At 71.5% G+C, this 26,437-nt stretch carries 24 protein-coding genes and 2 pseudogenes; 13 read left to right on the plus strand and 13 right to left on the minus strand.

Annotation, left to right across the window (positions count from 1 at the left end; genetic code table 11):
• Positions 1-24: 24 nt before the first annotated feature.
• The 3 genes from tilS to dacB all read right to left on the minus strand — a co-directional run bounded on the left by tilS (position 25) and on the right by dacB (position 3,954).
• Positions 25-1,041, minus strand: a complete 1,017-nt coding sequence (gene tilS, locus ACIBUY_RS12820; RefSeq protein ID WP_365567577.1) for a tRNA lysidine(34) synthetase TilS — start codon at positions 1,039-1,041, stop codon at positions 25-27.
• A gap of 209 nt (positions 1,042-1,250) precedes the next feature.
• Complete coding sequence (locus tag ACIBUY_RS12825; RefSeq protein ID WP_399152552.1) at positions 1,251-2,414, minus strand: zinc-dependent metalloprotease; 1,164 nt, start codon at positions 2,412-2,414, stop codon at positions 1,251-1,253.
• A 64-nt stretch (positions 2,415-2,478) separates the two neighbouring features.
• Positions 2,479-3,954 carry a D-alanyl-D-alanine carboxypeptidase/D-alanyl-D-alanine-endopeptidase gene (dacB, locus tag ACIBUY_RS12830; protein ID WP_399152553.1) on the minus strand — a complete coding sequence of 492 codons (1,476 nt, stop codon included), beginning with the start codon at positions 3,952-3,954 and terminating at the stop codon, positions 2,479-2,481.
• 86 nt (positions 3,955-4,040) lie between these two features.
• Here dacB and ACIBUY_RS12835 point away from each other — a divergent pair, with 86 nt between their 5' ends.
• Together ACIBUY_RS12835 and ACIBUY_RS12840 are read left to right on the plus strand one after the other, a co-directional pair.
• Positions 4,041-4,532 carry an inorganic diphosphatase gene (locus tag ACIBUY_RS12835; protein WP_164303342.1) on the plus strand — a complete coding sequence of 164 codons (492 nt, stop codon included), beginning with the start codon at positions 4,041-4,043 and terminating at the stop codon, positions 4,530-4,532.
• A 153-nt stretch (positions 4,533-4,685) separates the two neighbouring features.
• Positions 4,686-6,347 carry a threonine/serine exporter family protein gene (locus tag ACIBUY_RS12840; RefSeq protein WP_365567583.1) on the plus strand — a complete coding sequence of 554 codons (1,662 nt, stop codon included), beginning with the start codon at positions 4,686-4,688 and terminating at the stop codon, positions 6,345-6,347.
• Between the two features lie 57 nt (positions 6,348-6,404).
• Here the strand turns inward: ACIBUY_RS12840 and ACIBUY_RS12845 are convergent.
• Positions 6,405-7,061: pseudogene (locus ACIBUY_RS12845) on the minus strand (DedA family protein); the annotation flags it as partial.
• Between the two features lie 133 nt (positions 7,062-7,194).
• Between ACIBUY_RS12845 and ACIBUY_RS12850 the strand changes: the two are divergent.
• Positions 7,195-7,569, plus strand: a complete 375-nt coding sequence (locus ACIBUY_RS12850; RefSeq protein ID WP_365567585.1) for a YbjQ family protein — start codon at positions 7,195-7,197, stop codon at positions 7,567-7,569.
• A gap of 7 nt (positions 7,570-7,576) precedes the next feature.
• On the opposite strand, the gene ACIBUY_RS12855 is transcribed toward ACIBUY_RS12850, so the two are convergent.
• Positions 7,577-8,347, minus strand: coding sequence for a MerR family transcriptional regulator (locus ACIBUY_RS12855; protein ID WP_365567587.1), 771 nt, complete (start codon positions 8,345-8,347; stop codon positions 7,577-7,579).
• Between the two features lie 96 nt (positions 8,348-8,443).
• On the opposite strand from ACIBUY_RS12855, the gene ACIBUY_RS12860 reads away from it, so the two are divergent.
• The gene (locus ACIBUY_RS12860) at positions 8,444-9,733 is read left to right on the plus strand and encodes an ion channel protein (RefSeq protein ID WP_399152554.1); all 1,290 of its coding nucleotides are present in this window, start codon (positions 8,444-8,446) and stop codon (positions 9,731-9,733) included.
• Positions 9,734-9,787: 54 nt separating this feature from the next.
• Entirely contained in the window at positions 9,788-11,206 is a 1,419-nt protein-coding gene (locus tag ACIBUY_RS12865) for a glutamate decarboxylase (protein WP_399152555.1), read from the plus strand.
• Here ACIBUY_RS12865 and ACIBUY_RS12870 read toward each other — a convergent pair.
• Positions 11,200-11,817: a PadR family transcriptional regulator gene (locus ACIBUY_RS12870; protein WP_365567593.1), complete on the minus strand. Its 618-nt coding sequence runs from the start codon at positions 11,815-11,817 to the stop codon at positions 11,200-11,202. The two genes, ACIBUY_RS12865 and ACIBUY_RS12870, sit on opposite strands and share 7 nt — an antisense overlap.
• Before the next feature lie 32 nt (positions 11,818-11,849).
• Positions 11,850-12,389 carry a DinB family protein gene (locus ACIBUY_RS12875; protein WP_365567595.1) on the minus strand — a complete coding sequence of 180 codons (540 nt, stop codon included), beginning with the start codon at positions 12,387-12,389 and terminating at the stop codon, positions 11,850-11,852.
• Between the two features lie 309 nt (positions 12,390-12,698).
• Here ACIBUY_RS12875 and ACIBUY_RS12880 point away from each other — a divergent pair, with 309 nt between their 5' ends.
• Positions 12,699-12,941 carry a DUF397 domain-containing protein gene (locus ACIBUY_RS12880; protein WP_207822594.1) on the plus strand — a complete coding sequence of 81 codons (243 nt, stop codon included), beginning with the start codon at positions 12,699-12,701 and terminating at the stop codon, positions 12,939-12,941.
• A gap of 77 nt (positions 12,942-13,018) precedes the next feature.
• Here the strand turns inward: ACIBUY_RS12880 and ACIBUY_RS12885 are convergent, their stop codons facing one another.
• Entirely contained in the window at positions 13,019-13,519 is a 501-nt protein-coding gene (locus tag ACIBUY_RS12885) for an ATP-binding protein (protein ID WP_399152556.1), read from the minus strand.
• Between the two features lie 257 nt (positions 13,520-13,776).
• On the opposite strand from ACIBUY_RS12885, the gene ACIBUY_RS12890 reads away from it, so the two are divergent.
• Positions 13,777-14,643 carry a helix-turn-helix transcriptional regulator gene (locus ACIBUY_RS12890; RefSeq protein WP_365567599.1) on the plus strand — a complete coding sequence of 289 codons (867 nt, stop codon included), beginning with the start codon at positions 13,777-13,779 and terminating at the stop codon, positions 14,641-14,643.
• Between the two features lie 99 nt (positions 14,644-14,742).
• Entirely contained in the window at positions 14,743-16,218 is a 1,476-nt protein-coding gene (locus ACIBUY_RS12895; protein WP_399152557.1) for an aldehyde dehydrogenase family protein, read from the plus strand.
• A gap of 94 nt (positions 16,219-16,312) precedes the next feature.
• Here the strand turns inward: ACIBUY_RS12895 and ACIBUY_RS12900 are convergent, their stop codons facing one another.
• Positions 16,313-16,576: a type B 50S ribosomal protein L31 gene (locus ACIBUY_RS12900; protein WP_365567603.1), complete on the minus strand. Its 264-nt coding sequence runs from the start codon at positions 16,574-16,576 to the stop codon at positions 16,313-16,315.
• Between the two features lie 195 nt (positions 16,577-16,771).
• On the opposite strand from ACIBUY_RS12900, the gene ACIBUY_RS12905 reads away from it, so the two are divergent.
• A complete protein-coding gene (locus ACIBUY_RS12905; protein WP_365567605.1) occupies positions 16,772-17,278 on the plus strand; it encodes a hypothetical protein in 507 nt (168 codons plus the stop codon).
• A 63-nt stretch (positions 17,279-17,341) separates the two neighbouring features.
• Here ACIBUY_RS12905 and ACIBUY_RS12910 read toward each other — a convergent pair whose 3' ends face one another.
• Together ACIBUY_RS12910 and ACIBUY_RS12915 are read right to left on the minus strand one after the other, a co-directional pair.
• Complete coding sequence (locus tag ACIBUY_RS12910) at positions 17,342-19,519, minus strand: FUSC family protein (protein ID WP_399152558.1); 2,178 nt, start codon at positions 19,517-19,519, stop codon at positions 17,342-17,344.
• A gap of 34 nt (positions 19,520-19,553) precedes the next feature.
• Entirely contained in the window at positions 19,554-19,922 is a 369-nt protein-coding gene (locus tag ACIBUY_RS12915; protein ID WP_399152559.1) for an ArsR/SmtB family transcription factor, read from the minus strand.
• 124 nt (positions 19,923-20,046) lie between these two features.
• Between ACIBUY_RS12915 and ACIBUY_RS12920 the strand changes: the two genes are divergently transcribed.
• Positions 20,047-21,147: a Gfo/Idh/MocA family protein gene (locus ACIBUY_RS12920; protein ID WP_399152560.1), complete on the plus strand. Its 1,101-nt coding sequence runs from the start codon at positions 20,047-20,049 to the stop codon at positions 21,145-21,147.
• A 109-nt stretch (positions 21,148-21,256) separates the two neighbouring features.
• Here ACIBUY_RS12920 and ACIBUY_RS12925 read toward each other — a convergent pair whose 3' ends face one another.
• Both ACIBUY_RS12925 and ACIBUY_RS12930 read right to left on the minus strand, forming a co-directional pair.
• A complete protein-coding gene (locus ACIBUY_RS12925; RefSeq protein ID WP_399152561.1) occupies positions 21,257-22,420 on the minus strand; it encodes a DUF2786 domain-containing protein in 1,164 nt (387 codons plus the stop codon).
• The gene (locus ACIBUY_RS12930; RefSeq protein WP_399152562.1) at positions 22,417-22,824 is read right to left on the minus strand and encodes a winged helix-turn-helix transcriptional regulator; all 408 of its coding nucleotides are present in this window, start codon (positions 22,822-22,824) and stop codon (positions 22,417-22,419) included. The genes ACIBUY_RS12925 and ACIBUY_RS12930 overlap by 4 nt, the downstream gene beginning before the upstream one ends.
• Before the next feature lie 280 nt (positions 22,825-23,104).
• On the opposite strand from ACIBUY_RS12930, the pseudogene ACIBUY_RS12935 reads away from it, so the two are divergent.
• From ACIBUY_RS12935 to ACIBUY_RS12945, 3 genes and pseudogenes are all read left to right on the plus strand, one after another.
• Positions 23,105-23,775: pseudogene (locus ACIBUY_RS12935) on the plus strand (GntR family transcriptional regulator); the annotation flags it as partial.
• Between the two features lie 119 nt (positions 23,776-23,894).
• Complete coding sequence (locus ACIBUY_RS12940) at positions 23,895-24,716, plus strand: NAD(P)H-binding protein (protein ID WP_399152563.1); 822 nt, start codon at positions 23,895-23,897, stop codon at positions 24,714-24,716.
• 45 nt (positions 24,717-24,761) lie between these two features.
• Positions 24,762-26,435, plus strand: a complete 1,674-nt coding sequence (locus ACIBUY_RS12945; protein ID WP_399152564.1) for a bifunctional 3'-5' exonuclease/DNA polymerase — start codon at positions 24,762-24,764, stop codon at positions 26,433-26,435.
• The last annotated feature ends 2 nt before the right edge of the window (positions 26,436-26,437 follow it).

Below are 26,437 nucleotides of genomic sequence, written 5' to 3' on the forward strand. Positions count from 1 at the left end.
GCCGCCGCGACGTGAGCCGTCGAGTCAGCCTTGCCGGATGACCAGTCTGCCACCCTGCCGCTGGGCGACGACTTTGCCCGGGAGATTGATCTCCCCCTGGCCGCGCCAGCCGGTGATCAGGCGGTCGACCTCTTCGATGTGGCGGGCGAAGAGGGCGCCCGCGGGAGCGCCGGCCTCGATGGCGGCCTTGCGCAGGATGCGGCGGCGCACGGCGGGCGGCAGCGCGTAGAGCTTGGCGCATTCGAGGAGCCCGGCCGCGTCCCGCACGGAATCGGCGGCCTGCTGGGCCCAGGTGTCCAGGGCGTCGGCGTCGTCCCGGGACAGCTGGGCCGTACGGGCGAGGGCCTCGACGACTCCTTTGCCGAGCGCCTTCTCCAGGGCGGGCAGGCCCTCGTGGCGCAGCCTCGACCTCGTATAGGCCGGGTCGGTGTTGTGCGGGTCGTCCCACACGGGCAGGTGCTGGACGAGGCAGGCCTTGCGGGCGGTCTGCCGGTCGAGCTTGAGGAAGGGGCGGCGGTAACGGCGGACGGCCCCCGGTCCCCCGGAGACGGGCGCCATGCCCGACAGGGAGCGGATGCCGGAGCCGCGGGCGAGGCCGAGCAGGACGGTCTCCGCCTGGTCGTCGCGGGTGTGGCCGAGCAGGACGGCGGCGGCGCCGTGGCGCTCGGCGGCATCGTCCAGGGCGGCGTAGCGGGCGTCGCGCGCGGCGGCTTCGGGCCCTCCTTCGCGGCCGACCCGGACGGCGACGGACTCGGCGGGGGTCAGGCCGAGGGCGGTCAGGCGCAGCACGACGTCCTCGGCGCGGGTGTCGGAGCCGGGCTGCAGACCGTGGTCGACGGTGATGCCACCGGCGCGGATGCCGAGTTTGGGGGCTTCGAAGGCGAGGGCCGAGGCGAGCGCCATGGAGTCGGCGCCGCCGGAGCAGGCGACGAGCACCAATGGTCCGGGACTCGCGGGGCCTGCGGGGTGTTCATTGAGGATGTCGTGGAGGACGCGGCGGACCGCCAGGCGTATCGCCGCGACCGCAGGATGGGGACCCATGTCCGGTTCCCTTCATTCCGTTGTCTGGGGGGATGGGGCGCCAACTAGGAATCAACTAGAACGGCTGAGTCGCTCAACGGTGACTCGGTGACTTCGGTCACGCAGAGTGTGTCGATGGTGACAGAGACGAGCTGTTCCCTGAGCATTGCACGCCTACCCACGGCCTACGGTCCCTCGGATGGGTGATCCTGAGCAATTTTGGGCGTGCCTCACGGAGCGTCGTGAGCGCCGTCCGTCTTGTTGTGCACCCGCGCGACCCAGTCCGCCGGTTTGGCGATCTCCGCCTTCGTCGGGAGCGTGTTGGGCGAGGTCCACACGCGGTTGAAGCCGTCCATGCCGACCTGGTCGACGACCGCGCGGACGAACTTCTCGCCGTCGCGGTACTGGCGCAGTTTGGCGTCGAGGCCGAGGAGCTTGCGCAGCGCCAGGTCGAGCCGGGAGGCGCCCTTCTGCCTGCGCTCCTTGAACTTCTCGCGGATCTCCCCCACCGAGGGCACGACGGCGGGGCCCACGCCGTCCATCACGTAGTCCGCGTGGCCTTCGAGCAGGGACATGACGGCGGTGAGCCGGGCCAGGATCTCGCGCTGCGCCGGGGACTGGACGAGCTCGACGAGCGAGCGGCCACCGTCGGCACCCTCCTCGACGTCGCCCTCGGGGCGTCCGCCGGCCAGCGACTGGGCGGCCTCGCGGATGCGCTCGAGGAACGTCGTCGGGTCGACCTCGGTCTCCGCGAGGAACGACTGGATTTCGCCCTCGAGGTGGTCGCGCAGCCAGGGCACGGCCGTGAACTGGGTGCGGTGCGTCTCCTCGTGCAGGCAGACCCAGAGCCTGAAGTCATGGGGATCCACGTCGAGTTCACGCTCGACGTGCACGATGTTCGGCGCTACGAGCAGCAGCCTGCCGCCGCCGTTCGGCGCGGCCGGCAGGTCGCGGGTGGCGGGGGCGAAGGTCTCGTACTGGCCGAGGACGCGGGAGGACAGGAAGGACAGCAGCATGCCGAGTTCGACGCCGGTGACCTTGCCGCCGACCGCGCCGAGCACGGCGCCGCCGGGCCCTCCGCCGCGGCGCTCCTCCATCTTCTCGAGCAGCGGCTTGAGGATCTCGCGGAAGCCCGCGACGTTGGCCTTCACCCAGCCGGGACGGTCGACGACGAGGACGGGGGTGTCGTGCGCCCCGTCGAAGTCCGTCGCCATGCGCGTGTACGCGCGCACGTGCTCCTCGGACGCCTTGGCGTGCCGGCGCAGCTCCGCGACGACGGCGCGCGCCTCGTCCCGGCTCACCTCCGGGCCGGGCCTCACGAGTCGGGTCGCCGTCGCCACCGCGAGGTTCCAGTCGACCATTCCTGCCGAAGCCGCACTGCCGAAGCTCGTCATGCGTCAACGGTACGTGACCCTTTGGGTACGCGGAGGGGGTTGAACCCTGACCGGACCCTGACTCTCAGCGGCAGCCGCAGTTGGCCACGGCCGAGGCGAGCCGGTCCAGGCCCGCCTGGGCCGACTGGGGTCCGGGGGCGCCCTGCGTCATGAACGCGAAGGCGAGGAGGCGGCCGTCGGCGTCGACGACCGTGCCGGCCAGGGTGTTCACGCCGGTGAGGGTGCCGGTCTTGGCGCGGACGAGGCCGGTGCCGGAGGCGTCGGCCGCGTCCCCGTAGCGGTCGCTGAGGGTGCCGGTGAAGCCGGCGACGGGCAGCCCGGTGAGGACGGAGCGCAGTTCGGGGTGGGTGGTGGCGGCGGCCTTGGCGAGCAGTCCGGTGAGCAGGTCGGCGGAGACCTTGTCGGCGCGGTCGAGGCCGCTGCCGTCGGCGAAGTGGGCGCCGGAGAGCGGGAGTCGGAGCTTGGCCAGCTGCTTCTTGACGGCCTGGCCCGCGCCGTCGAAGTCGTGGCTCTCGCCGGCGGCGACGGCGGTCTGCCGGGCGAGGGCCTCGGCGATGTCGTTGTCGCTGTTGGTCAGCATGCGCTCGACGAGGGCGGACAGCGGCGGCGACTCGACCTTCGCGACGTCCTCGGCCTGCCCGGAGGCCTTGCTCGGCCCCGGGTCGCCCTTGGTCCTGATGCCGCGGTCGTGCAGCAGGCCCGCGAACTTCTGCGCCGCCGCGGCCGCCGGGTCGCCGGTGCGCGGGGCCGGGCCGCTGTTCGAGCCGTCGGTGCGGCCCTCGTCGGCCATCAGGGCGGTGACCTGGGCGAGGTTCTCGTTGGGGCCGATGGGGTGCCAGGGCGTCCCGGAGTACAGCGAGGCGTCGTAGGAGAGCGTGACCTCGGTGGTGCCCGCGGCCTTGAGGGACTTCGCGGTCTCGTCGGCGAGAGTGCGCAGGCTGGCGGCACCGTAAGGATTCTTCTCGCGGGCCGTCAGGGTGGGGTCGCCGCCGCCGATGAGTACGAGTTCCCGTGAGCCGCCGGCGTCCTTCTCGAGGGCCGTGCGGGTGGCGATGCGGTGGTCGGGGCCCGCCGCGGTCAGGGCGGCCACGGCGGTGGCGAGCTTGGTCGTGGACGCGGGTGTCAGGGCGTCACCCGAGGACTTTCCGTAGAGCCTCTTTCCGGTGACGGCGTCGACGACCGCGGCGGTGCGGTGCGTGCCGAGCGCGGAGTCCTTCAGGAGCGGGTCCAGTACGTCCGCCAGAGCGCTCCGGGTCGGGCCGGGGACGGAGGAACCGGGGGCCGCGAGGACGGCCGGGGCGCTCGGTGCCGCGGAGGGTGCGCGGGGCGTCGTACGGCCGTGATCTGCGCCACCCCCGCCCTCCTGGGACGCGGCCCGGTCCGACTCGGCCTTACGCTGACCCGAAGAGTCCCAGGGACCGGCCGTGGCCGCCACGACAGCCGCGAAGGCGAGACCCACCGCCGTCGCGCCCACCGTGAACTGCCTGGTCTTGGTCTTCGCAACGCCCGTAACGAGCTGCGAAGCCTTCAGCTCCGGCACCGCGGACCAGCCCCTTTCGCGATCACACACCTGCGTGAGGGACACTTAACCACCAGTCGTATGTGTTGATCATGGAGGAGCCACCGGTGGAGTTCGACGTCACGATCGAGATCCCGAAGGGATCGCGGAACAAGTACGAGGTCGACCACGAGTCCGGTCGCATCCGCCTCGACCGTCGTCTGTTCACCTCGACCGCCTACCCGACGGACTACGGGTTCGTCGAGAACACGCTCGGTGAGGACGGCGACCCGCTGGACGCGCTGGTCATCCTGGACGAGCCGACGTTCCCGGGCTGCCTCATCAAGTGCCGCGCGATCGGCATGTTCCGGATGACGGACGAGGCCGGCGGCGACGACAAGCTGCTGTGCGTCCCGGCGACGGACCCGCGGATGGAGCACCTGCGCGACATCCACCACGTCTCCGAGTTCGACCGCCTGGAGATCCAGCACTTCTTCGAGGTCTACAAGGACCTGGAGCCCGGCAAGTCCGTCGAGGGCGCCGACTGGGTGGGACGCACCGAGGCCGAGGCCGAGATCGAGCGTTCCTACAAGCGCGCGCAGGACCAGGGCGGTCACTGACAGCCCCGGAGTTCATGAACAGGCCGCGGGATCCCCACCATGGGTCGCGCGGCCTGTTCGCGTATTCGTGCGCATACTGAGGCCTACGAGAGGTAGAGGCGTACCAGAGGCAGTCGCGAACCCCAGTCGTGCGAAGGGCGAGGATCGGCAGAGGTGACGGAGCGGGAGTCCGAGGCGGAGGACCGGAAGCCTCAGTCCGACGAGGCGCGCAGCGCGTTCACGCAGCCCGTGGGGGTCGTGGCGCCGGCTCCGGTGGCGGACGAGGAGTCGTCGACCACCTCGGAGTTCGCCCTTCCCGACGGGTTCAGTGCGCCGCCCGCCGAGCCCGCGGACTCCGAGGGCTCGGCGTTCACGCCGCCGAGGACGTACAGCGCCCGGCAGTCGCCCGCGTTCACCCCGCCGCACGGCATCCCCATGGTCAAGCTGACCAAGGAGGCGCCCTGGCAGGACCGGATGCGGACCATGCTGCGGCTGCCGGTGGCCGAGCGGCCCGCGCCGGAGAAGGTGCACAAGGAGGACGACGCCGGGCCCGCCGTGCCGCGCGTGCTCGACCTGACGCTGCGCATCGGGGAGTTGCTGCTCGCCGGGGGCGAGGGCGCCGAGGACGTGGAGGCGGCGATGTTCGCCGTGTGCCGGTCCTACGGGCTCGACCGGTGCGAGCCGACCGTCACCTTCACGCTGCTGTCGATCACGTTCCAGCCGTCGCTCGTGGACGATCCGGTGACGGCCTCGCGGACCGTGCGGCGCCGCGGTACGGACTACACGCGGCTCGCGGCCGTGTTCCGGCTCGTCGACGACATCAGCGACGAGTACGACGAGGCCGGGGGCGTCACGCTGGAGGAGGCGTACCGCACGCTCGCCGAGATCCGGCGCAACCGGCACCCCTATCCCGGCTGGGCGCTCACCGCGGCGAACGGGCTGCTCGCCGGTGCCGCCTCGATCCTCGTCGGCGGTGACCTCGTCGTGTTCGTCGCGGCGGCGATCGGCGCGATGCTGGGCGACCGGCTCGCGTGGCTGTGCGCGGGGCGCGGGTTCCCGGAGTTCTACCAGTTCACGGTCGCCGCGATGCCGCCCGCGGGGATAGGGCTGCTGCTCACGCTCGCCCATGTGGACGTACGGGCTTCCGCGGTGATCACCGGTGGTCTGTTCGCGCTGCTGCCCGGGCGGGCGCTCGTGGCCGGTGTGCAGGACGGTCTGACCGGCTTCTACATCACGGCGGCGGCCCGGCTCCTGGAAGTCATGTACTTCTTCGTCGGCATCGTCGTGGGCGTGCTGATCATGCTGTACGTCGGTGTGCAGCTGCACGCCAGCCTCAACCCCGAGGCGGCGCTGGTGTCGCAGGACCGGCCGTACTGGCAGATCGTCTCGTCGATGGCGCTGTCGCTCGCGTTCGCCGTGCTGCTGCAGCAGGAGCGGTCGACCGTGCTGGCCGTGACCCTCAACGGGGGTGTGGCCTGGGTGGTCTACGGGGCCATGCACTACGCCGGAGAGATCTCGCCGGTGGCCTCCACGGCGGCCGCGGCCGGGCTCGTCGGCCTCTTCGGCCAGCTGTTCTCGCGGTACCGCTTCGCGTCGGCGCTGCCCTACGTCACGGCGGCGATCGGCCCGCTGCTGCCCGGTTCGGCGACGTACTTCGGGCTGCTCGCGATCGCCCAGAACGACATGAACAAGGGCCTCGCCTCGCTGTCCAAGGCGGCCGCGCTGGCCATGGCGATCGCGATCGGGGTGAACCTGGGAAGCGAGATCTCCCGCCTGTTCATCCGCTCCCCCGGGGCGTCCGGCCGCCGCGCGGCCAAGCGGACCCGGGGTTTCTAGCGGCCCGGCAGGCTCCTACTCCTACCGCTTCGCGTGGCGGCCGCGCTGGCCCGGGGTCTGTGAAGGGGCGCCGGTCTCGGCCGGCTCGGCCTTCTTCGCCTTGCTGCGGGCCCGCAGGAACTCGATCGCGATCGGCACCACCGAGACGAGGACGATCAGGATCAGGATCGCCTCGATGTTCTTGTGCACGAACTCGATGTTGCCCAGCCAGGAGCCGAGCAGGGTCACGCCCGCGCCCCACAGGACGCCGCCGATCACGTTGAACGTGATGAACGAGCGGTACCGCATGCCGGAGACGCCCGCGATGATCGGCGTGAACGTGCGCACGATCGGCACGAAGCGGGCCAGGACCAGGGACTTGGGGCCGTACTTCTCGAAGAACTCGTGCGCCTTCGTCACGTTCTCCTGCTTGAAGATCTTGGAGTCCGGGCGCTTGAACAGCGAGGGACCGACCTTCTTGCCGAAGACGTACCCCGCCTGGTCGCCGAGGATCGCGGCGACGCAGATCAGGGCGATCGCCCCCCACAGCGGGAAGTCCAGGGTGCCCGCGGTGATCAGCAGGCCGCAGGTGAACAGCAGCGAGTCGCCCGGCAGGAAGAAGCCGATCAGCAGGCCCGACTCGGCGAACACGATCAGCAGCAGGCCCCAGATGCTGTACGTGTTCAGCAGGTGGTCCGGGTCCAGCCAGCTTGGTCCGAGAGCAAGCGTCATCACGGGTCCGGACTCCTGAGGGGGCTAGAGAAGCTTGAGCAAGGGCGGTGCAAAGTTATCAACGCCGCCCGGCCGTGCCAGGTTCCAGTGGCTCTCCCAGGATGCACTGTGCGTCAACTGTGGCAAACCTGTCGGTATGGGTATCGAAGACTTCGGCGGCGGCCAGAATCCGCAGGCGGATGTGCTCGTCGTCACCACGAACGACGTCCCCGGGTACCGGGTGCAGCAGGTCATCGGGGAGGTGTTCGGGCTGACCGTCCGGTCCCGGCACCTCGGCAGTCAGATCGGCGCCGGTCTGAAGTCGATGATCGGCGGCGAGCTCAAGGGGCTCACGAAGACGCTGGTCGAGACGCGGAATCAGGCCATGGAGCGGCTGGTGGAGCAGGCGAAGGCGCGGGGCGCCAACGCCGTGCTCATGTTCCGCTTCGACGTGACCGAGGCGATGGACGGGGCCGCGGAGGTGTGCGCGTACGGGACCGCCGTCGTGATCGCCCAGGAGCCCATGGTGTGAGCCGGGCTCACGGGGTGTGCCGGACCGCGTTCGCGTGGATCGCGTCGCGCAGGTGCTCGGCGACGCCCTCGCCCATGGCGTCGTAGAACGCCTTGAAGCGCTCGTCGGCCACGTACATGTCGCCGAAGCAGACGTGCATCTCGTACGAGACGTCGAAGTACCAGCGCGTCGTGTGCAGCCGGTGCTCCTCGGCCAGGTCCATGGCGGCCTCGCCCTCGGCCGGGGCACCGGACGCGACGAGGGCGGCGTAGCGCGTGCCCCAGTCGTCGACCTCGGCCTGGATGCGCTGCCAGTCCTCCTTGGTGTACGTGGCCGCGCGCCGCTGCGACTCGGCGTACGCCTCGGTGCCGCCCCAGCGCTCCTCGGCCTCCTGCTGGTACTGCTCGGGGTCCTTGTCGCCGAAGACCTCGAAGCGCTCCTCGGGGGTGAGCTGGATTCCCATTTTCTGTGCCTCCATGGCGTTCTCGACGGCCTCGGCCATCTTCTGCAGCTTCTCGATGCGGGCGATCAGCACCTCGTGCTGGCGCCGCAGGTGGGCGCGCGGGTCCGTCGACGGGTCGTCGAGCAGGGTCTGGACCTCGTCCAGCGGGAAGCCGAGCTCCCGGTAGAAGAGGACCTGCTGGAGCCGGTCCAGGTCGTGCTCGCTGTAGCGGCGGTGGCCCGCGTGGTTGCGCTCGCTCGGGACGAGCAGGCCGATCTCGTCGTAGTGGTGCAGGGTGCGCACCGTGACGCCGGCGTATCCGGCGACCTGGCCCACCGAGTAGTTCGTCGCGCTCATGGGTTCAGCTTGGGTCCTCACGTGGCGTGAGGTGCAAGCCGGTTCGGCTCGAGCCCTCCGGGTGTTATGTGGCGTATGTCCGCTTAGGGTGACGCCGTGAGCACTCCCGCCGACGACGCCGCGACGCCCCCCGCGGTGTCCGCCCGCACGCTGCTGCCGCTGGTCGTGCCCGCGCTCGCCGTGGGCATCGGCTGCAGCCTGCTGTTCCTCGCGGTCAGCGGCGTCGCCGAGAAGCTGCAGGACGTGCTGTGGGGCGATCTGCCGGACGCGCTCGGGATCGGCGGGTACTCGTCCCTGTGGATGATCGTGATGCTGACCGCCACGGGCGTACTGGTCGGCCTCGTGGTCTGGAAGGCGCCCGGGCACGCCGGGCCCGACCCGGCGACGCTCGGCCTCGGCGGGGAGAAGCCGCTCGCGCCGTACGTGCTGCCGGGCCTGGTCGTCGCGACGGCCCTGATGCTCGCGGGCGGCCCGAGCCTCGGCCCGGAGAACCCGATCATCGCCACCAACGTCGCGGTGGCGTTCTGGCTCGGTACGAAGCTGCTGCCGAAGGCGCCGGGCACGCTGTGGGTCTCGCTCGCCTCGGCCGCGACGCTCGGCGCCCTGTTCGGCACGCCGGTCGCGGCCGCGCTCGTCGTCTCCGAGGCGCTCGCCGGCCGGCCGATGCCGATCAGGGGCTCGCTCTGGGACAACCTCTTCGCGCCGCTGCTCGCCGCCTCCGCGGGCGCGCTGACGACGACGCTGGTCGCCTCGCCCTCCTTCGACCTGGGCCTGCCGTCGTTCGGGCGGCCCGGCTGGGCCGACCTGCTCTCCGCGATCGTCGTGGCGTGCGCGGCCGCCGTGCTCGGCATGGCCGCCGTGTACCTCTTCCCGTACGTGCACCGGGCCTTCTGGGGCCTGAAGCACCCGATGCTGATGCTGCCGCTGGGCGGGCTCGTGCTCGGGCTGCTCGGTGCGCTCGGCGGGCACCTGACGCTCTTCAAGGGGCTGCACGAGGTGGGCGAGCTGGCCGCGGACCCGGACGGCTGGTCGGCCGGGCGGTTCGCCGTGATGACCGTCGTGAAGCTGGCCGCGCTGCTGGTCGCCGCGTCCTGTGGGTTCCGGGGCGGGCGGATCTTCCCCGCCGTGTTCATCGGCGCCGCGTTCGGGCTGTGCGCGCATGCGCTCGTCCCCGGCGTGAACGTGTCGGTGGGCATCGCCGCCGGGGTCCTCGGCATGCTGCTCGCGATCACCCGGCAGGGCTGGGTCAGCCTGTTCACGGCCGCGGTGCTCGTCTCCTCGCCCGCGATCCTCGCCCTGATGTGCATCGCGTCACTGCCCGCATGGCTGCTGGTGACCGGGCGGCCGCAGATGCAACTGTCGGAGGACGGCACGCCGTTGCGCTGATCGCGACCTGAATCCCCTTGAGCCATGGGGGAGTTACGCAAAGGAGTCACACCCATGCCGCCGCTGCACCAGAGTCCGTCCGACAAGCCCGACGAGCGGCCCCTCGCCGTCAACCCCTTCTACGGCGAGGCCAATCCGACGGCCGGCATGACGCACGCCCCGCCCAAGCACCGGCTGCCGGGCGGGCCGCTCGCGCCCTCGACGGCGTACCAACTCGTCCACGACGAGCTGATGCTGGACGGCAATTCACGGCTCAACCTGGCCACGTTCGTCACGACGTGGATGGAGCCGCAGGCCGGTGTCCTCATGGCGGAGTGCCGGGACAAGAACATGATCGACAAGGACGAGTACCCGCGCACCGCCGAGCTGGAGAAGCGCTGCGTGGCGATGCTCGCCGACCTGTGGAACGCGCCCGATCCGGCGGCCGCCGTGGGCTGTTCGACGACCGGGTCCAGCGAGGCGTGCATGCTCGCGGGGATGGCGCTCAAGCGGCGCTGGGCGCAGAAGAACGCCGACCGGTATCCGTCGCGCGACGCCCGGCCCAATCTCGTCATGGGCGTGAACGTGCAGGTCTGCTGGGAGAAGTTCTGCAACTTCTGGGAGGTGGAGGCACGGCAGGTGCCGATGGAGGGCGACCGGTTCCATCTGGACCCGGCGGCCGCGGCCGAGCTGTGCGACGAGAACACGATCGGGGTCGTCGGCATCCTCGGCTCCACCTTCGACGGGTCCTACGAGCCGATCGCCGAGCTGTGCGCGGCACTTGACGCCCTGCAGGAGCGGACCGGGCTCGACATCCCCGTGCACGTGGACGGGGCGTCGGGGGCGATGGTGGCGCCGTTCCTCGACCCGGATCTGGTGTGGGACTTCCGGCTGCCGCGGGTCGCCTCGATCAACACGTCGGGGCACAAGTACGGCCTTGTGTACCCCGGGGTCGGCTGGGCGCTGTGGCGCACGGCGGACGCGCTGCCGGAGGAACTCGTCTTCCGCGTCAACTACTTGGGCGGCGACATGCCGACCTTCGCCCTGAACTTCTCGCGCCCCGGGGCCCAGGTCGTCGCGCAGTACTACACGTTCCTGCGGCTCGGCCGCGACGGCTACCGGGCCGTGCAGCAGGCCACGCGGAACGTGGCCCGCGGGCTCGCCGAACGCATCGAGGCGCTCGGCGACTTCCAACTCCTCACCCGGGGGGACGAGTTGCCGGTCTTCGCGTTCACGACGGCGCCGGACGTGTCGGCGTACGACGTGTTCGACGTGTCGCGGCGGCTGCGGGAGCGGGGCTGGCTCGTGCCCGCGTACACCTTCCCCGCGCATCGCGAGGACCTGGCGGTGCTCCGGGTGGTGTGCCGCAACGGCTTCTCGTCGGACCTCGCGGAGCTGTTGGTGGAGGACATGACGCGGCTGCTGCCCGAACTGCGGCGCCAGCCGCACCCGTTCACCCGGGACCGGGACGCGGCCACCGGGTTCCATCACTGAGGCGCGTACGGGTTCTCCTGCCCGTCCGCGAGGATTCCGACGAAGGGGTCGCCCTCGCCCGCGAAGGTGTACGCGCCGGCCTCGATGCGGGCGATCAGGCCCTGGGTCCACTCGGCGCCCGTGTCGGCGGAGTGGACCCAGTAGTTCATGATCTCGCCGATGTGGCCGAGCTGCCCCGGGCCTTCCTCGGGCGTGTAGTACCCGGTGACGGAGGAGCGCCACTGCTCGATCCGGCGCACCCGCTCCTTCAGCAGCCCGAGGGCCTCCTCGCGCGGCAGGTCCACCATGAAGCCGAGCGCGGCCGTGAGGATGTCGGGCCGCTGGTCGTACGAGGTCAGGGACTCACGGAGCAGGGTCAGGTACTCCTCGGTGCCCCGCTGCGTGAGCTCGTACTCGGTGCGCGGCGGGCCGCCGGCCGTCGACGGGGCGATCTCGTGCGCGAGCAGCAGCCCTTGCTTCGCCATCTGCTTCAGGGCGTGGTAGATCGAGCCGGGCTTGGCGTTCGACCACTCGTGGGCGCCCCAGTACTCCAGGTCGTTGCGTACTTGGTAGCCGTGCGCGCTGCCGTGCTGGCGCACGGCCCCGAGGACCAGGAGGCGGATCGCTGACATGGGACCCAGCGTAGGACCTCGGGGCGCGGCGCTCACTGCTGCTGGGCGAGTGCGACCAGCTCGAAGGCGGTCTTGCCGTCCAGGGACTCGCGGATGATGTCCGCGTGGCCCGCGTGCCGGGCCGTCTCGCGGATCAGGTGCAGGCCGAGCCAGCGCACCGAGACCGCGGGGCAGCCGAAGAACCACGGGTCGGGCGGCAGCGGGAACGTGTCGTCGAGGCTCGGCGCCGCCCGGAAGAACTCCTCGGTGCGGCGGGCGACGTCGTCGTAGTAGTCGAGGACTTCCTTGACCGACTCGTCGCCGACGAGCCGGAAGCTGTCGCCCCAGTCCGCCTCGGTGCGCTGGGTGTCAGGGGCGATCTGCTGGGCGCGTGCGATCCAGCCCTGCTCGACCTCGGCCACGTGCTTGAGCAGACCCGCGAGGGAGAGCTCGCTGGCGCTCGGCCTCGAGGTCGCCTGCTCGTCGGTGAGACCGAGCAGGGCCCGGCGGACGCCGCCCCGCTGCTCGGCGATGAAGGCGAGCAGCGCCCCGCGCTCGTCGCCGCGGGCTTCGGGGTTCACGTGCATGACCATGGGGGCCGCCTCTCGTCTGTGCCATCGGCTCGTTCCGACACGGATGAAGCTACGGGGCATGTAGGTCAGATCCTGACCGCCATACGCGGACGCGCTCGGACGGGAGCCGAAAGGCCGCGGAACGCGTCTCCTTCTTCAGCTGCTGAGCTGTAACCGCGGGACCACCCCGCGTGCACGTGCATCTGCCCATGCAGCGGCATATGAACGCAGCTATGATCCTGGACAGTTGGGGCAGTTGACCTCTGCATTCACACCAGTCACAGGACCAGTTCACAGTTGCGGCACTTACAGCACCACCGGGAGCGAACCGTGCACCACGTGTACAACGGCATGGCGGCCACGGAACTGCACGGAGTGGTCTGGCAGAAGAGCAGGCACAGCAACTCCCAGGGATCCTGCGTGGAGTTCGCCAAACTGCCCGGGGGCCGGGTCGCCGTACGCAACTCGAACTTTCCCGACGGGCCCGCCCTCGTCTACACGCCGGCCGAGATAGAGGCCATGCTGCTCGGCGTGAAGGACGGCGAGTTCGACCACCTGATAGCGGGCGCCTGACGCCCGAGCGCTTGAACGCGCGTAGACTTCTGGGCTCAACTCGCCCTACCCGTCCGTACGTTGGGACGGGCCCGGCTTCACAGTCTGAACAGGGCCCAGACCACTTTCCCGCTCAGCGCACCGGCCAGCGGATGCCAGCCCCAGCTGTCGCTGAACGAGTCGACGAGGAACAGGCCGCGTCCGGACTCCGCCGAGAAGTCGTCCACGACGTCCTCGCCGTCCCCGGCCACCGGGCTGTCGTTGCTGGGGTCGCGCACCGCGCACACCACCCGCGAGGCCCAGCGCATCAAGTGCAGCCGCACCGGCGGGTCCTGGTCGTAGGGCGTATCCGCGGGCAGCGCGTGCCGCAGGGCGTTGGTGACCAGCTCCGACACGACCAGGCAGATGTCGTCGAAGCGCTCCGGCACGTCCCAGTCGGCGAGCGTCCTGCGGGCGAACTCCCGTGCGCTGCGCACCGCTTCGTAGCGGGCGGGCAGGGCGCAGGAGGCGGCGCTGGAGACGGCAGAGGGGTCGAGTGGAGGCAGGCTCTGCCTTAACGCGTCGAAAGGCTCGAGCATGGTCGATCCGTTCGTCCCCATGCGAGGCACTCCCCGAGATTCGCAGTGCATAGCGAGCGGTGGTGGCGACCATCGTTCCGAATGCGTACATCGGATGCAAGGGCAGATGCACGTGCACGCGCCGGACTTGGTCGTTCCCGTACCACTTCTTGCTCATTTCTTCCTACGACTTCTTGCGGAGCTCTTTCGTGATCTTTCCGTTTCTGTAACCGAACGAGTACGGGCAGGAGCGTTTTAGTGGCAGACTTCGGCCCCTGAACCGATGGGGAGGGCGAGACGTGGCCGCTGGGGAGACGAGCGGATCTGTGGTGCGGCGCATTCTGTTGGGCTCGCAACTGCGGCGCCTGCGGGAATCGCGCGGCATCACGAGAGAGGCCGCCGGCTACTCGATCCGCGCCTCCGAATCGAAGATCAGCCGCTTGGAGTTGGGACGGGTGAGCTTCAAGGCGAGGGACGTCGAGGACCTGCTGACCCTGTACGGGGTCAGCGACGAGGCCGAGCGCGGTGCGCTGCTCTCACTCGTGAAGGAGGCCAACGTCGCGGGCTGGTGGCACAGTTACAACGACGTCCTGCCCGGCTGGTTCCAGACGTACGTCGGCCTGGAGGGCGCCGCGTCGGTCATCCGCGGGTACGAGGCCCAGTTCGTGCACGGTCTGCTGCAGACCGAGGCGTATGCGCACGCGGTCGTCGAGCGCGGCATGCGGGGCGCCTCGCGGGAGGACGTCGAACGGCGGGTGGCGCTGCGGCTCGAGCGGCAGAAGCTGCTGGTGGCCGAGCGGGCGCCGGACATCCAACTCGTCCTGGACGAGGGGGCGTTGCGCCGCGAGCACGGCTCGCGCGAGGTGATGCGCGGGCAGCTGGAGCATCTGATCGAGGTGGCCGAGCTGCCCCATCTGACGCTGCAGGTCATGCCGTTCAGCCACGGCTGGCACTCCGGCGAGTCCGGCACGTTCACGCTGCTCTCGTTCCCCGAGTCGGACCTTTCCGACGTCGTGTTCCTGGAACAGCTCACCAGTGCCCTGTATCTCGACAAGCGCGAGGACGTCACCCAGTACGAGAAGGCGATGGCGCAACTGCAGGACGAATGCCCCTCGCCGCAGGAGAGTCTGGTGCTGCTGCGGCGGATCCTGAGCGAATTCGCGTAGATACAACGGCAGTTGATCGATCTCGTGTCTCAACTGACCGGGATCGGTCGTACGATGACGTCTCATCAGGTGTCCGGCGCTTCAGCAAGGGATCTCCCCATGACGTCACAGTCCTCGCACGCGTACTTCACGGAACTGGACCGGCAGTACATCGACGGCACGTGGCGCTCCGGGCGCGGCTCTTGGGACATCATCGACTTCAACCCGTACAACGGGGAGAAGCTCGCCTCCATCACCGTCGCCTCGGCCGACGAGGTCGACGAGGCGTACCGGGCCGCCGAGCGCGCGCAGAAGGAGTGGGCGGCGACCAACGCGTACACCCGGCGCCTCGTCTTCGAGCGGGCCCTGCGCCTCATCGAGGAGCGCGAGGGCGAGATAGCCGAGGCGATCATCGACGAGCTCGGCGGCACGCGCGTCAAGGCGGGCTTCGAGCTGCACCTGGCCAAGGAGTTCCTGCGCGAGTCGATCCAGCTGGCCCTTCGCCCGCAGGGCCGGGTCATCCCCTCCCCCGTGGACGGCAAGGAGAACCGGGTCTACCGGGTGCCGGTCGGTGTCGTGGGCGTCATCTCCCCCTTCAACTTCCCGTTCCTGCTCTCCCTCAAGTCCGTTGCCCCGGCACTGGCGTTGGGCAACGGCGTCGTGCTCAAGCCGCACCAGAACACACCGATCTGCGGTGGCTCCCTGGTCGCGAAGATCTTCGAGGACGCGGGCCTGCCGGCCGGTCTGCTGAACGTCGTCATCACGGACATCGCCGAGATCGGTGACGCGCTCCTGACGCACCCCGTGCCGAAGGTCATCTCCTTCACCGGCTCCGACAAGGTCGGGCAGCACGTCGCGACGGTGTGCGCCTCGCAGTTCAAGCAGGCCGTGCTCGAACTCGGCGGCAACAGCGCGCTGACCGTGCTCGACGACGCCGACATCGACTACGCGGTCGACGCGGCCGTCTTCAGCCGCTACGTCCACCAGGGCCAGGTCTGCATGGCCGCGAACCGGATCCTCGTCGACCGCAAGGTCGAGAAGGAGTTCACGGAGAAGTTCGTCGCCAAGGTGAAGACCCTGAAGTCGGGCGACCCGCGCGACCCGGAGACCGTCATCGGCCCGGTCATCAACTCGGCGCAGGCGGACGCCATTTCGGGCGTCGTGGAGCAGGCGATCGCCGAGGGCGCGACCGCGCTCGTACGCGGCGGCGTCGAGGGGAACCTGGTCGAGCCGGTCGTGCTGACCGGGCTGCCCGCCGACTCGCCCGTGCTGCGCCAGGAGATCTTCGGGCCCGTCGCCCTGCTCATCCCGTTCGACGGGGACGAGGAGGGCGTGCGGATCGCCAACGACACCCCGTACGGGCTGAGCGGGGCCGTGCACACGGGCGACGTGGAGCGGGGCGTGGCGTTCGCCCAGCAGATCGACACGGGCATGATCCACGTCAACGACGGCACCGTGCACGACGAGCCGCTGGTCGCCTTCGGCGGCGAGAAGCGCTCGGGGATCGGCCGCCTGAACGGGGAGGCGACGGTGGAGGCCTTCACCACGCAGAAGTGGATCTCCGTGCAGCACGGCAGGTCGCGGTTCCCGTTCTAGGGCGCGTCCCCTTTCAACTTTCGACCCGTTCGTCGACGGCGGCCCGCACGCGCATCCGCGTGCGGGCCGCCGTCGATCATGACGGGGGTTCGGCTCACGCCTGCGACCGCCTCCCGTAGCGGCGCTCGAAGCGCTCCACCCGGCCCGCGGTGTCCAGGACCCGCTGGTTGCCGGTGTAGAAGGGGTGGCTCACGTTCGAGATCTCCACGTCGAAGACGGGGTACGTGCGCCCGTCCTCCCACTCGATCGTCTCGGTGGTCCGCCCGGCCGGCAGGGTCGAGCGGGTGAGGAAGGCGTGGTTCGCGGCCCGGTCCCGGAAGACGACGGGGGCGTACGCGGGGTGGATTCCGTTCTTCATGACGGTCAGCGCTCCTCTCGGAAGTCGATGCAGCCATTATATGAAAATGGCTGTCGTTTTCAATAGGGCGACGGGCCTTCCGAACGTGAGCAAGCGCACGCCGGATTCGCGCCGGGTGTCCACAGGTCCTGCCGGTGACGGCTGGTAACTTGCTGCGGCGATTCAGCAGCAACAGCAGTGACGTAGGGGGATGTTGTGCGCATCAGGAACATTCGGGCCATCGCGGGGGCCGCTGCCGTCGTGGCGGCGCTCGCCGTGAGCGGCTGCAGCAGCGACGACGGCGGCAAGGACAAGGCGTCCGACAGCGGGTCGTCCGGCTCGTCCCAGGCGCCCGACGGGTCCGCGTCCTCGGGGTCCGGCGACTCCGGCTCGGCCGGGTCCGTCAAGGACACCGAGGGCATCTGGAGCGCGACCACGTCCGGGCAGCCGGTCGTGCTCGTCATCGGCGGCAAGCAGGCGTCGCTGAGCTCGGCCGGGCACCTGTGCACCGGGACCCTGGCCGACACCGGGAAGCCGATGCTGACCCTCACGTGCGCGGACGGGAACAACGACCGCACCATGGGCGCGGTCGAGTCCAACGACGGCACGACGATGAAGGTCTCCTGGGACGCCGGGACCACGGACACCTTCACCAAGTCGAAGGACGGGAACCTGCCGACGGGGCTGCCGACCGGGCTGCCGTCGGGGCTGCCGACCGGCTGATCCTCCGCCGTACGCCGACGGGCATACGCCGACGGGCCGTCCGTACGCCGATGGGCCGCGCTCCTACGAGGGGCGCGGCCCATCCGCCTTTTCCGGTGACTTCACCGTCATCGGCGGTTCGTCGGTGTCGAGCGCGTCCGAGAGTTCCCCGAGCGTGTCCAGGAGCATGCCCGCGCCCCGGCGCACCACCCGGTCGGGCACGCCCTCGCCGTCCCAGGCGTCCAGCGCCTCGCGGACCGGCTTCCAGTCGGGGACCCGGCGTTCGCGCACGGCCCTGGCGCCGTCGCGGGTCGCGGAGCGCAGGGCGTCGGCGAGGGCGGCCGCGGCGGGGACCGGGGTGGCGTCGCGCTCGGGCAGATGGGCCTCCATCAGCATCGCCACGCGGCCCAGGCGGTGCAGGGCGTGCGCGGCGTCGTCGGCGGCGGCGCGGGACAGGCCCCGGTGGCGTACGGGCTCGGTCTTCGCGCGGGCCGCGGCCTCCTCCCAGGCGATGTGCGCGTCCCGCGCCCTGAGCAGGGCCGCGCGGACGTCGGGGCAGGCGGGGCCCGCGGGCCGGGCGTAGTGGCCGACGACCGCGGTCGCGTACTCGCCGAGCGCGACGAGCCAGTCGGCCAGCTTCGTGCGCAGGCGCGGGGTCTCCCAGGCCGGGTAGAGCGCGTAGGACAGCATGGCGAGCAGGCCGCCGACGAGGGTCAGTACGACGCGCTCGGGCACCGTCTGGTCCCAGGTCTGGCCGCCCATGCCGAGCAGGAAGACGACGTACGAGGCGACGCAGGCCTGGGCGGCGAGCTGGCCCGTGCGCATCAGCAGGTACATCAGGCCCGCGCACAGGACGGCGAGGGCGGCGGACAACTCCGTTCCGGGGTTGGCGAGTTGGACGACTGCGGTGGCGAGGACGACGCCGACGAGGGTGCCGCCGAACCGGGCGACGGCACGGGAGTACGTCTGGGAGAAGTCGGGGCGCATCACCATGACGGCCGACATCGGGGCCCAGTAACCGTGGCCGAGCGGGAGGGCGTTGCCGATGAGGTAGCCCGATACGGCGACCGCGCAGACGCGGGTGGCGTGGCGCAGGACCGGGGAGCCGGGGCGGGCCTCTTTGCGGACGGCTCTGACGACGACCGGGAGGAGGCGCAGCAGGCTCGGGCGCTGGAGACCCGACTGGCCGCCCGTGCCGGGCCGGGACCGGTGGCGCAGGCCGTGGGCCCAGTCGGCGGTGGCGTACAGCGGGGCGAGGGGGCCGGTGTGCGCGGGCTCGACGCCGCCCGCCGTCTCGACCACGTCCCGCAGCAGGGAGCCGAGCCGCGTCGCCGCCCGGTGGGGCGGCCCCGAGAGGATCGCGCCCGTGTCCGGGGTGCGGAACGCCGCGATCGCGCCCGCGGGGATGTCGACCGGGGTGCCGTGGCGGATCGCCCGGGCCGCGGCGTCCAGGATCGAGCCGGCGGCGGCGAGCAGTTCGCGGACCCGGGCGCGCTCGGGCCCGTCCTCGGGGACGCCGACGGCCGGGTCGGCGAGGGAGGCGAGGACGGGCCGGATGCGCTCGGCGAGGCCGCGGGCGCCGTGCAGTTGGGCGGGGCGCGTGCGGGCCTGGCGCGGGGTGAGCGCGGCGGCGCTGCGGGCCAGCATCAGCGGCTGCGGGTCGAACGGGGCGACCGGGTCGTGCCGCAGGCGGCGCGCGTAGTCGGCCTCGGCGGCGAGCGCGTCGGCGAGCGCGTCGCGCTGGGCTCCCCATCGGCGTACGGGAAAGAGGATCACCAGGGCCGCCTGGACCACGCCGCCGAAGGCCATCATCGCGGCGTGGCCCGCGGCCTCGAGGATCGTGGTCGGCAGGGTGATCGTGACGAGCATCATCGCGACGTTCGACGAGGCGATGATGCCGATCGTCGGGCCCGCGGCCCAGGCCAGGCCCGCCAGGAAGGTCCACAGCGCGAGCAGCGGCAGGAACAGGAAGAGGTGCGAGCCGGTGAGGTAGCCGATGAACGTCGAGACGCCGAGGCTCGCGCCGGAGGCCAGGGCGAGCTCGGGGCGCGGGCGCCAGCTGCGCTGGAACGTGGCGATGGCCGCCTGGTACGCGCCGAACGCGGAGCCCGCCGCCACCGCGGGACCGAACAGGGTGAGGCTGATCGACACGACGATCGCGAGGCCCGCGGCCCCGCGCAGGGCGATCAGGGGTTCCAGGCGCTTCCGCTCGACCTTCAGGCCCGAGCGGGTGGTGTCCTTCAGCGCCCGGAACCAGCTCACCTCGCCAGAATACGGGCATTAACCCCAAGAGCGATCAGGCATCCGATTTCGGTCGGCCCGCCGCGCACTCGCGGAGCACCAGGTCGAGGAGCCCCGGGAAGCGCTCGTCGAACTCCGCGCGCCGCAGCCGGTTGAACCGCTTCGCTCCCGAGTCCCGCTGCTCCAGCAGGCCCGACTCGCGCAGCACGGAGAAGTGCCTGCTCAGCGTCGCCTTGGTGACCGGCACGTCGAAGGTGCCGCAGGTGCGCGAGAAGTCGGGGGACCCCGCCAGGTCCCGTACGAGGGTGCGGCGCACCGGGTCGGCGAGGGCGAGCAGCGCGGTCTCCAGGGACACGTCCGCGGGGTGGATGTGGGCCGGCATCGGCCGGTGGCTCGTCGCCGCCGTGTCCGCCTCTGTGGCCATGAATGCCCCTCCTGCTCTTTTCGATCTTGCCGAGTGTTCGACGTTGTGCGTACACTCCCGGTGTTCGCTGTTCGTCGAACAGTCTAGCTCGCCCTCCCCGTCCCGTTCTACGAAGGAGTACGCCATGCCGTCATCCCCGCAGCCCCCCATCGGCGTCGGCATCGTCGGCCTCTCCGCCCGGCGCGGCTGGGCCTCCATCGGCCATCTGCCCGCGCTGCGGCTGCTCGACGGCTTCGAGGTGCGGGCCCTGTCCGCCAGCAGCGCCGATTCCGCCAAGGCCGCCGCCGAGAAGCACGGGGTCGACCAGGCGTACGGGAGCGCCGCCGAACTGGCCGCCGCGGACGACGTCGACCTGGTCGTCGTCACCGTCAAGGTGCCGGACCACCGGGAGATCATCCGCTCCGCCCTGGCCGCCGGGAAGACGGTGCTGTCCGAGTGGCCGCTCGGCACCGGGCCCGCCGAGGCCGAGGAGCTGGCCTCCTTCGCCGCCGCACGCCGGCTGCGCACCTTCGCCGGGCTGCAGGCGCGCTCCGCCCCACTGGTGCGCCATCTGCGCGACCTGGTCGCGGACGGGTACGTCGGCGAGGTGCTCTCCACCACCCTGGTGGGGTCGGGGCGCGGCTGGGGAGCCGAGTTCCCCGAAGGCGGCGCCTATCTGCTGGACCGCACCTCCGGAGCGAACATGCTCACCATCCCGTTCGGGCACGCCCTGGACGGGCTGATCTCGGTGCTCGGCGACTTCGACGAGGTCAGCGCGGTCACCGCCACCCGCCGCCGGGAGCTCCTCGACCCCAGCACCGGCACGGTCCACCGGCCCGACGTCGCCGACCAGCTGGCGATCGGCGGGGTGCTCTCCTCCGGGGCGGTGGCCTCCGTGCACTACCGGGGCGGCACCTCGCGCGGCACCAACTTCCGCTGGGAGATCAACGGCACCGACGGTGACCTCGTCGTCACCGGCGACCACGGGCACCTGCAGATGGGCGAGTACGCCCTCGCCGGGGCCCGCGGATCCGACACCGCGCTCGCCGAACTCACCGTTCCCGAGCGGTACTTCGACCCGGCGCTCGCCGCGCTGCGGGGCACGGTGGCGTACAACGTGGGTGCGACCTATGCGCAGATCCGGCGGGACCTGGCCGAGGACACGTCCGTGGTGCCGGACTTTGCGCACGCGGCGCGGCACCACCGTCTGCTGGACCGGATCGAGAGGGCCGCGGGTCGCGTGTGACGGGGCCCGCCTTCTCGCCGTAGGGGCTTCTCTTTCGTCGCGGCTGCTGCGCCGTCGTGGCTGGTCGCGCAGTTCCCCGCGCCCCTGAGATGCACGCCCTGCTGCGCGATCAGCCCCCACCGGGTCGCAGACGGCCGCGCGGCCCCTGCCCGGCAGACGCGTCACCGAGTCGGGCCCGGTCCGCCGCGGACGCACCCTCGTCCCAGCCCGCCCCGTCGGTGACGCCCCTCATCCGGGTCGTCACCGTCTCGGGGAACATCTCCTCGGCGCGGCCCGCCACGGCCACGTCCCGCGCGGCGAGCACCGGCAGCAACTCGCCCTCCCCACCGACCACTTGACCGGCGACCTCCCCGAGGCGCGTACCGATCCGATGGGCGTACGCGGCCAGGAACGACTGCCGGAACGACTTCGTGCGCTTCCTGCCGCCCGCCCGCTGCTCCGCCTCGGCCCGCGTCATCGCGGAGTCGGCCTGCACCAGCAAGGACGTGTACAGCAGCTCCACGACCTCCAGGTCCGCCTCGAAGCCGACGACGGTCGAGAAGCCGAACGCGCTGTTCCACACCGCCCGGCAGCGGTTCGCGGTCGCCACCGCGTCGAGCAGCACCGCCTTCGCCGTCTCGTACGGGGCGTCCACGCCGATCCGGCACGCGCCCGGGGTGTCCTTCGCGTGCGTACGGGAGGCCAGCACCGCCTCGTCGACCGAGTGGCGGGCCATCAGCTCCTGCGCCTTGGCGGTGAGCGCCTCGGCCTCCGGCGGGTACCCGGTCGCCTCCGCCTTGGCGAGCAGGGCGCGGATCCGGGCGAGCGTGCGCGGCTCGCCGGCGACCGGGGCGGTGACCGTCTCCCCCGGCACCGGGCCGACCGGCTCGATCGCGGGGAGGCGGAGCAGCAACCGGTACAGCTCCAGGGCGACGGTGGCGGCGGAGAAGCGGTCCGTGCGGGCCGGTCCGTCGCCGTCCGGCGCTTCGGCGAGCTGGGCCGGCCAGCGCGGCGGGAGCCCGTCGTAGCGGGCGGTCTCCGCACGGACGAGGCGGGCGGCGAGGCGCAGATGGGCGTCGTCGAGGCCGTCCTCCCGTACGACCATGCGGAGCAGATCGGCGGGCTGCCAGCCGCGCTCCCACGCCCGGCGCACGAACTCCCGCCCCCTGGCGTCGAGTTCGGCGTCGGCGGACGGGTCGGCGGCGAGCAGGGAGGCGCCCAGGTCGATGTTCCGGGTGTCCGCGGTCTCGTACAGGGCGGCGGCGAAGGCGCGCTCGACGGTGCTGTCGCTCACTGCGCGTCCCAGGCGGCGCGGGCCGCGGTGATGGCGGGCTTGTGGTCGCGGGACCAGTCGGCGAGGCCCTTGATGAGGTGGGTGAGGCTGTGGCCCATCTCGGTCAGCTCGTACTCGACCTGCGGCGGGACCGTCGCGTACACGGTGCGCGTGACCAGCCCGTCCCGCTCCAGGCGGCGCACCGTCAGCGTCAGCATGCGCTGCGAGATGTCGGTCACGGCGCGCTGCAGCTCCCTGAACCGCCGTACGCCCGAGGCGAGTTCGACGACGACCAGCACCGACCACTTGTCACCGAGCCGGTCCAGGACGTCACGGATCCCGCAGTCGTCGTGGTCCTCGCAGGTGACCACGGGTTCGGGGGTGGTCGTCGCCCGGGTGGTTACCTCTGTGTGCCCGACTGACATCGATGTGCCTGCTTCCTTGCCTTTGCCCGCCAGGGGGCTTGGCGGGATGTTTCGCTCTCCGCACCGGCACGACCACCGAGTGCTGAAGTCCTGGTCCGGCAGTCCGGCAGTCCGGACCGTCGGCGATCGGTACGTTCCCGCAGGATCTGCTTCACCCGCCAGTGCGGGGTGTCCAGGGTGATGTCGGGGTCACTCGCTCTGCGCAGGACGTTGATCGCTCCGGCATGGTCAGCTTGCCACACGGCCCCGCACCCGGTGCAGTGAAGCCGGTCCCGCTCACGGGCGCCGAGTGCCAGGGGACCGGCTGCCGGGCGAGAACGAGCTGATGGCCACCCATGGCGTGGCGCGCATGACCGTCCGCCAGGCGTTGTCGGTCCTGCAGAGTGAGGGGCTCACGGAGGCCCGCAAAGGGGCGGGCGTCTTCGTACGCGCCTTCAGGCCGATCCGACGTCGTGGCGTCCAGCGTCTTGCCCACGAGCGGTGGGGTGCAGGGCGTTCGGTGTGGTCTGCGGACCTCGGAGACGAACGCGATCTGGTGGTCGACCGAGTGACGGTGGGCGAGGAGCCCGCTCCGGATCAGGTCTCCGTGCCCATGGATGCCGCACCCGGACGACGGTCTGCGTCCGCAGACGCCGCTTCGTCCTCGACGGCAAGCCTGTGCTGTTCTCCACGTCGTACCTGCCGTCCGCCCTCGTGGCAGGCACCGCTGTCACGCACTCCGACTCCGGGCCCGGTGGTATCTACGCCCGCCTCGCCGAACTCCCGCTCGCCGTCGGTACACCGGTGATCCTGGTCTGCCGCGTCGCGTTCGAGGAGAACGGTGACGTCGTGGAGGTCAACGAGATGGTGCTGGACTCTGCTTCGTACGTCTTGGAGTACGACTTCGACGCCTGGCCAGAGGGCGTCCTCAGCGAACTCCGCCGCCGTTGTCCGGGGGCGACGGACCTCTGAGCGGGGGATGGTTACCGCGATGTGCCCGACCGACATCAAAGTGCCTGCTTACGCGCAGCCGCCCGCGCCCCCACGATGGTCTCAGCAGGCACACCGACGCATTCCGAGGGGGATCTTCCATGCTGCTGGTCACGGGCGCTTCCGGCGAACTGGGCAAGCTGATCGCGGGGCGGCTCGAGGGCCGCGACGACGTGGTGCTCGGCACGCGTGCGGCCGGGGCCGGGCGACGGCGGATCGACTTCGACGAGCCGGCGACGCTGGCGGCGGGGTTCGCCGGGGTCGACACCCTGCTGCTGATCTCCGCCGGGTACGGCGAGGACGACGAGGTCGTCGCCCGGCACGGGGCGGCGATCGACGCGGCCGAGAAGAGCGGCGTGCGGCATGTTGTTTACACGAGCCTTTCGGGCGACGGGGACCATCTGCCGTACGCCCTCGCCCACCGGTGGACCGAGCGGCGGCTGCGGGAGTCCGGTCTCGGCTGGACCGTGCTGCGCAACGGGCTCTACGCCGAGCTGCTCTCCTTCCTCGCCGCGCCCGACGCCGATGGCACCATCACCGCGCCGCTCGGGACGGGGCGCCTTGCGGCGGTGGCCCGTGATGATCTCGCGGAGGTGGCGGTGCGGGTGGCGCTCGATCCGCAGGCGCATACGGGGAAGACGTACGAGCTGGTGGGTGAAGTGGCTCTGGGCGGCGGCGAGTTGGCCGAGGCCGCCGGTGCCCGCTATGTGCCGGGGACGCTCGCCGGGGCCCGTGCGCGGCTCGCGGGGTCCGGCGCACTGCCGTTCCAGGTGCCGATGCTCGTGGGGACGTACTCGGCGATCGCGGGCGGGTTCATGGACGGCTCGGGAATCGGCGACGCGGAGCGGGGTGCGCTGCGGGAGCTGTTGGGGCGGGCTCCGCGGGCGGCTGTCTCGGCCTATGTGGAGGCGCTGCCGCGCTGAGCCGGTTCCCCGGCGTTGTCAGTGGCGGGTGTGACACTCGGCCGTGTGACCGGACGCTGGGCGCTCGCCCCCACCGAGTCCGGCGGCGCCGACGTCGTGCCGCTGGGCGGCGACGGGCTGCCCGCGGGGCCGGTCGTCCGGGAGCCCGATCTCGTCGAGGCGGTCCGCTCCCGGCCCGAGGTGACCCGCTGGGTGTGGCGCGAAACGCATGCGGTGTACCCGCGGCTGCGCGCGGCGGGGGTGCGGGTCGAGCGCTGTTACGACATCGAGGCGGCGGAGAACCTGCTGCTCGGGCACGAGGGGCGGCACGGCGAACCCCGCTCGGCGGCCGCGGCCCTGGCCCGCCTCAGACACACGCTCGTCCCGCCCGACCCGCCGCCGCGCGTCGCCGCACCCGGCTCCCAGTCCCCGCTGTTCGAGCCGCGCCCGCCCGTGGACGTCACCCTGGCCGATCTCGTCGAGGTCTATGCGGATCAGCAGCGCAGACATGGGGCGACGGGGCTGCCCGAGCGGATGCACCTGCTCACCGCCGCGGAGTCGGCGGGGATGCTGGTCGCCGCAGAGATGCACGCGGCGGGGCTGCCGTGGCGGGCCGACGTGCACCGTGACGTGCTGCACGAGCTGCTGGGCGAGCGGTACGGGGGTGGCGGGGAGCCGCGGCGGCTCGCCGAGCTGGCCGATGACGTGTCGGAGGCGTTCGGGCGGCGCGTGCGGCCCGACCTGCCCGCGGACGTGGTGAAGGCGTTCGCCGGGGCCGGGATCAAGGTGACGTCGACCCGGCGCTGGGAGATCGAGTCGCTCGACCATCCCGCCGTGAAGCCGCTGATCGCGTACAAGAAGCTGTACCGGATCTATACCGCGCACGGCTGGTCCTGGCTGCAGGACTGGGTGCGGGAGGGGCGGTTCAGACCCGAGTACCTGCCGGGCGGCACGGTGACCGGGCGCTGGACGACGAACGGGGGCGGTGCGCTGCAGATCCCGAAGGTCATCCGGCGGGCCGTGGTCGCCGACCCGGGCCGGCGGCTCGTCGTCGCGGACGCCGCGCAGATGGAGCCGCGGGTGCTGGCCGCGATCTCCCGCGACCCGGCGTTCATGGAGGTCGCGGGGCAGAGCGGTGATTTGTACCAGTCGGTGTCGGACCGGGCCTTCTCCGGCGACCGCGACCAGGCGAAGATCGCCGTGCTCGGCGCCATATACGGGCAGACCTCCGGCGACGGCCTGAAGAACCTGGCGCTGTTGCGCCGCCGCTTCCCGGCCGCGGTCGCGTACGTCGACGAGGCGGCGCGGGCCGGTGAGGAGGGGCGCCTGGTGCGCACCTGGCTCGGGCGGACGTGCCCGCCCGCGGTGGGCGCCGCCGACACGGAGGAGGCGGGCCTGCCCCAGGACGAACCGGGCGGCGGCGCGGTGTACGGGTACGCGTCCTCGGACTCCCGCGCCCGGGGCCGCTTCACCCGGAACTTCGTGGTCCAGGGCAGCGCCGCCGACTGGGCCCTGCTGATGCTGGCCGCGCTCCGCCGCGAACTGGCCGCGATGACGGCCGAGTTGGTGTTCTTCCAGCACGACGAGGTGATCGTGCACTGTCCCGAGAGCGAGGCGCCCCGCGTCACCGAGGCCATTCGGGAGGCCTCGTTGCTCGCGGGGCGCCTCGCGTTCGGTGAGACGCCGGTGCGGTTCCCGTTCTCGGTGGCGACGGTGGAGTGTTACGCCGACGCCAAGTGAGC

This window comes from Streptomyces sp. NPDC050085 (assembly GCF_044460595.1).
In the GTDB taxonomy this organism is placed as follows: domain Bacteria; phylum Actinomycetota; class Actinomycetes; order Streptomycetales; family Streptomycetaceae; genus Streptomyces.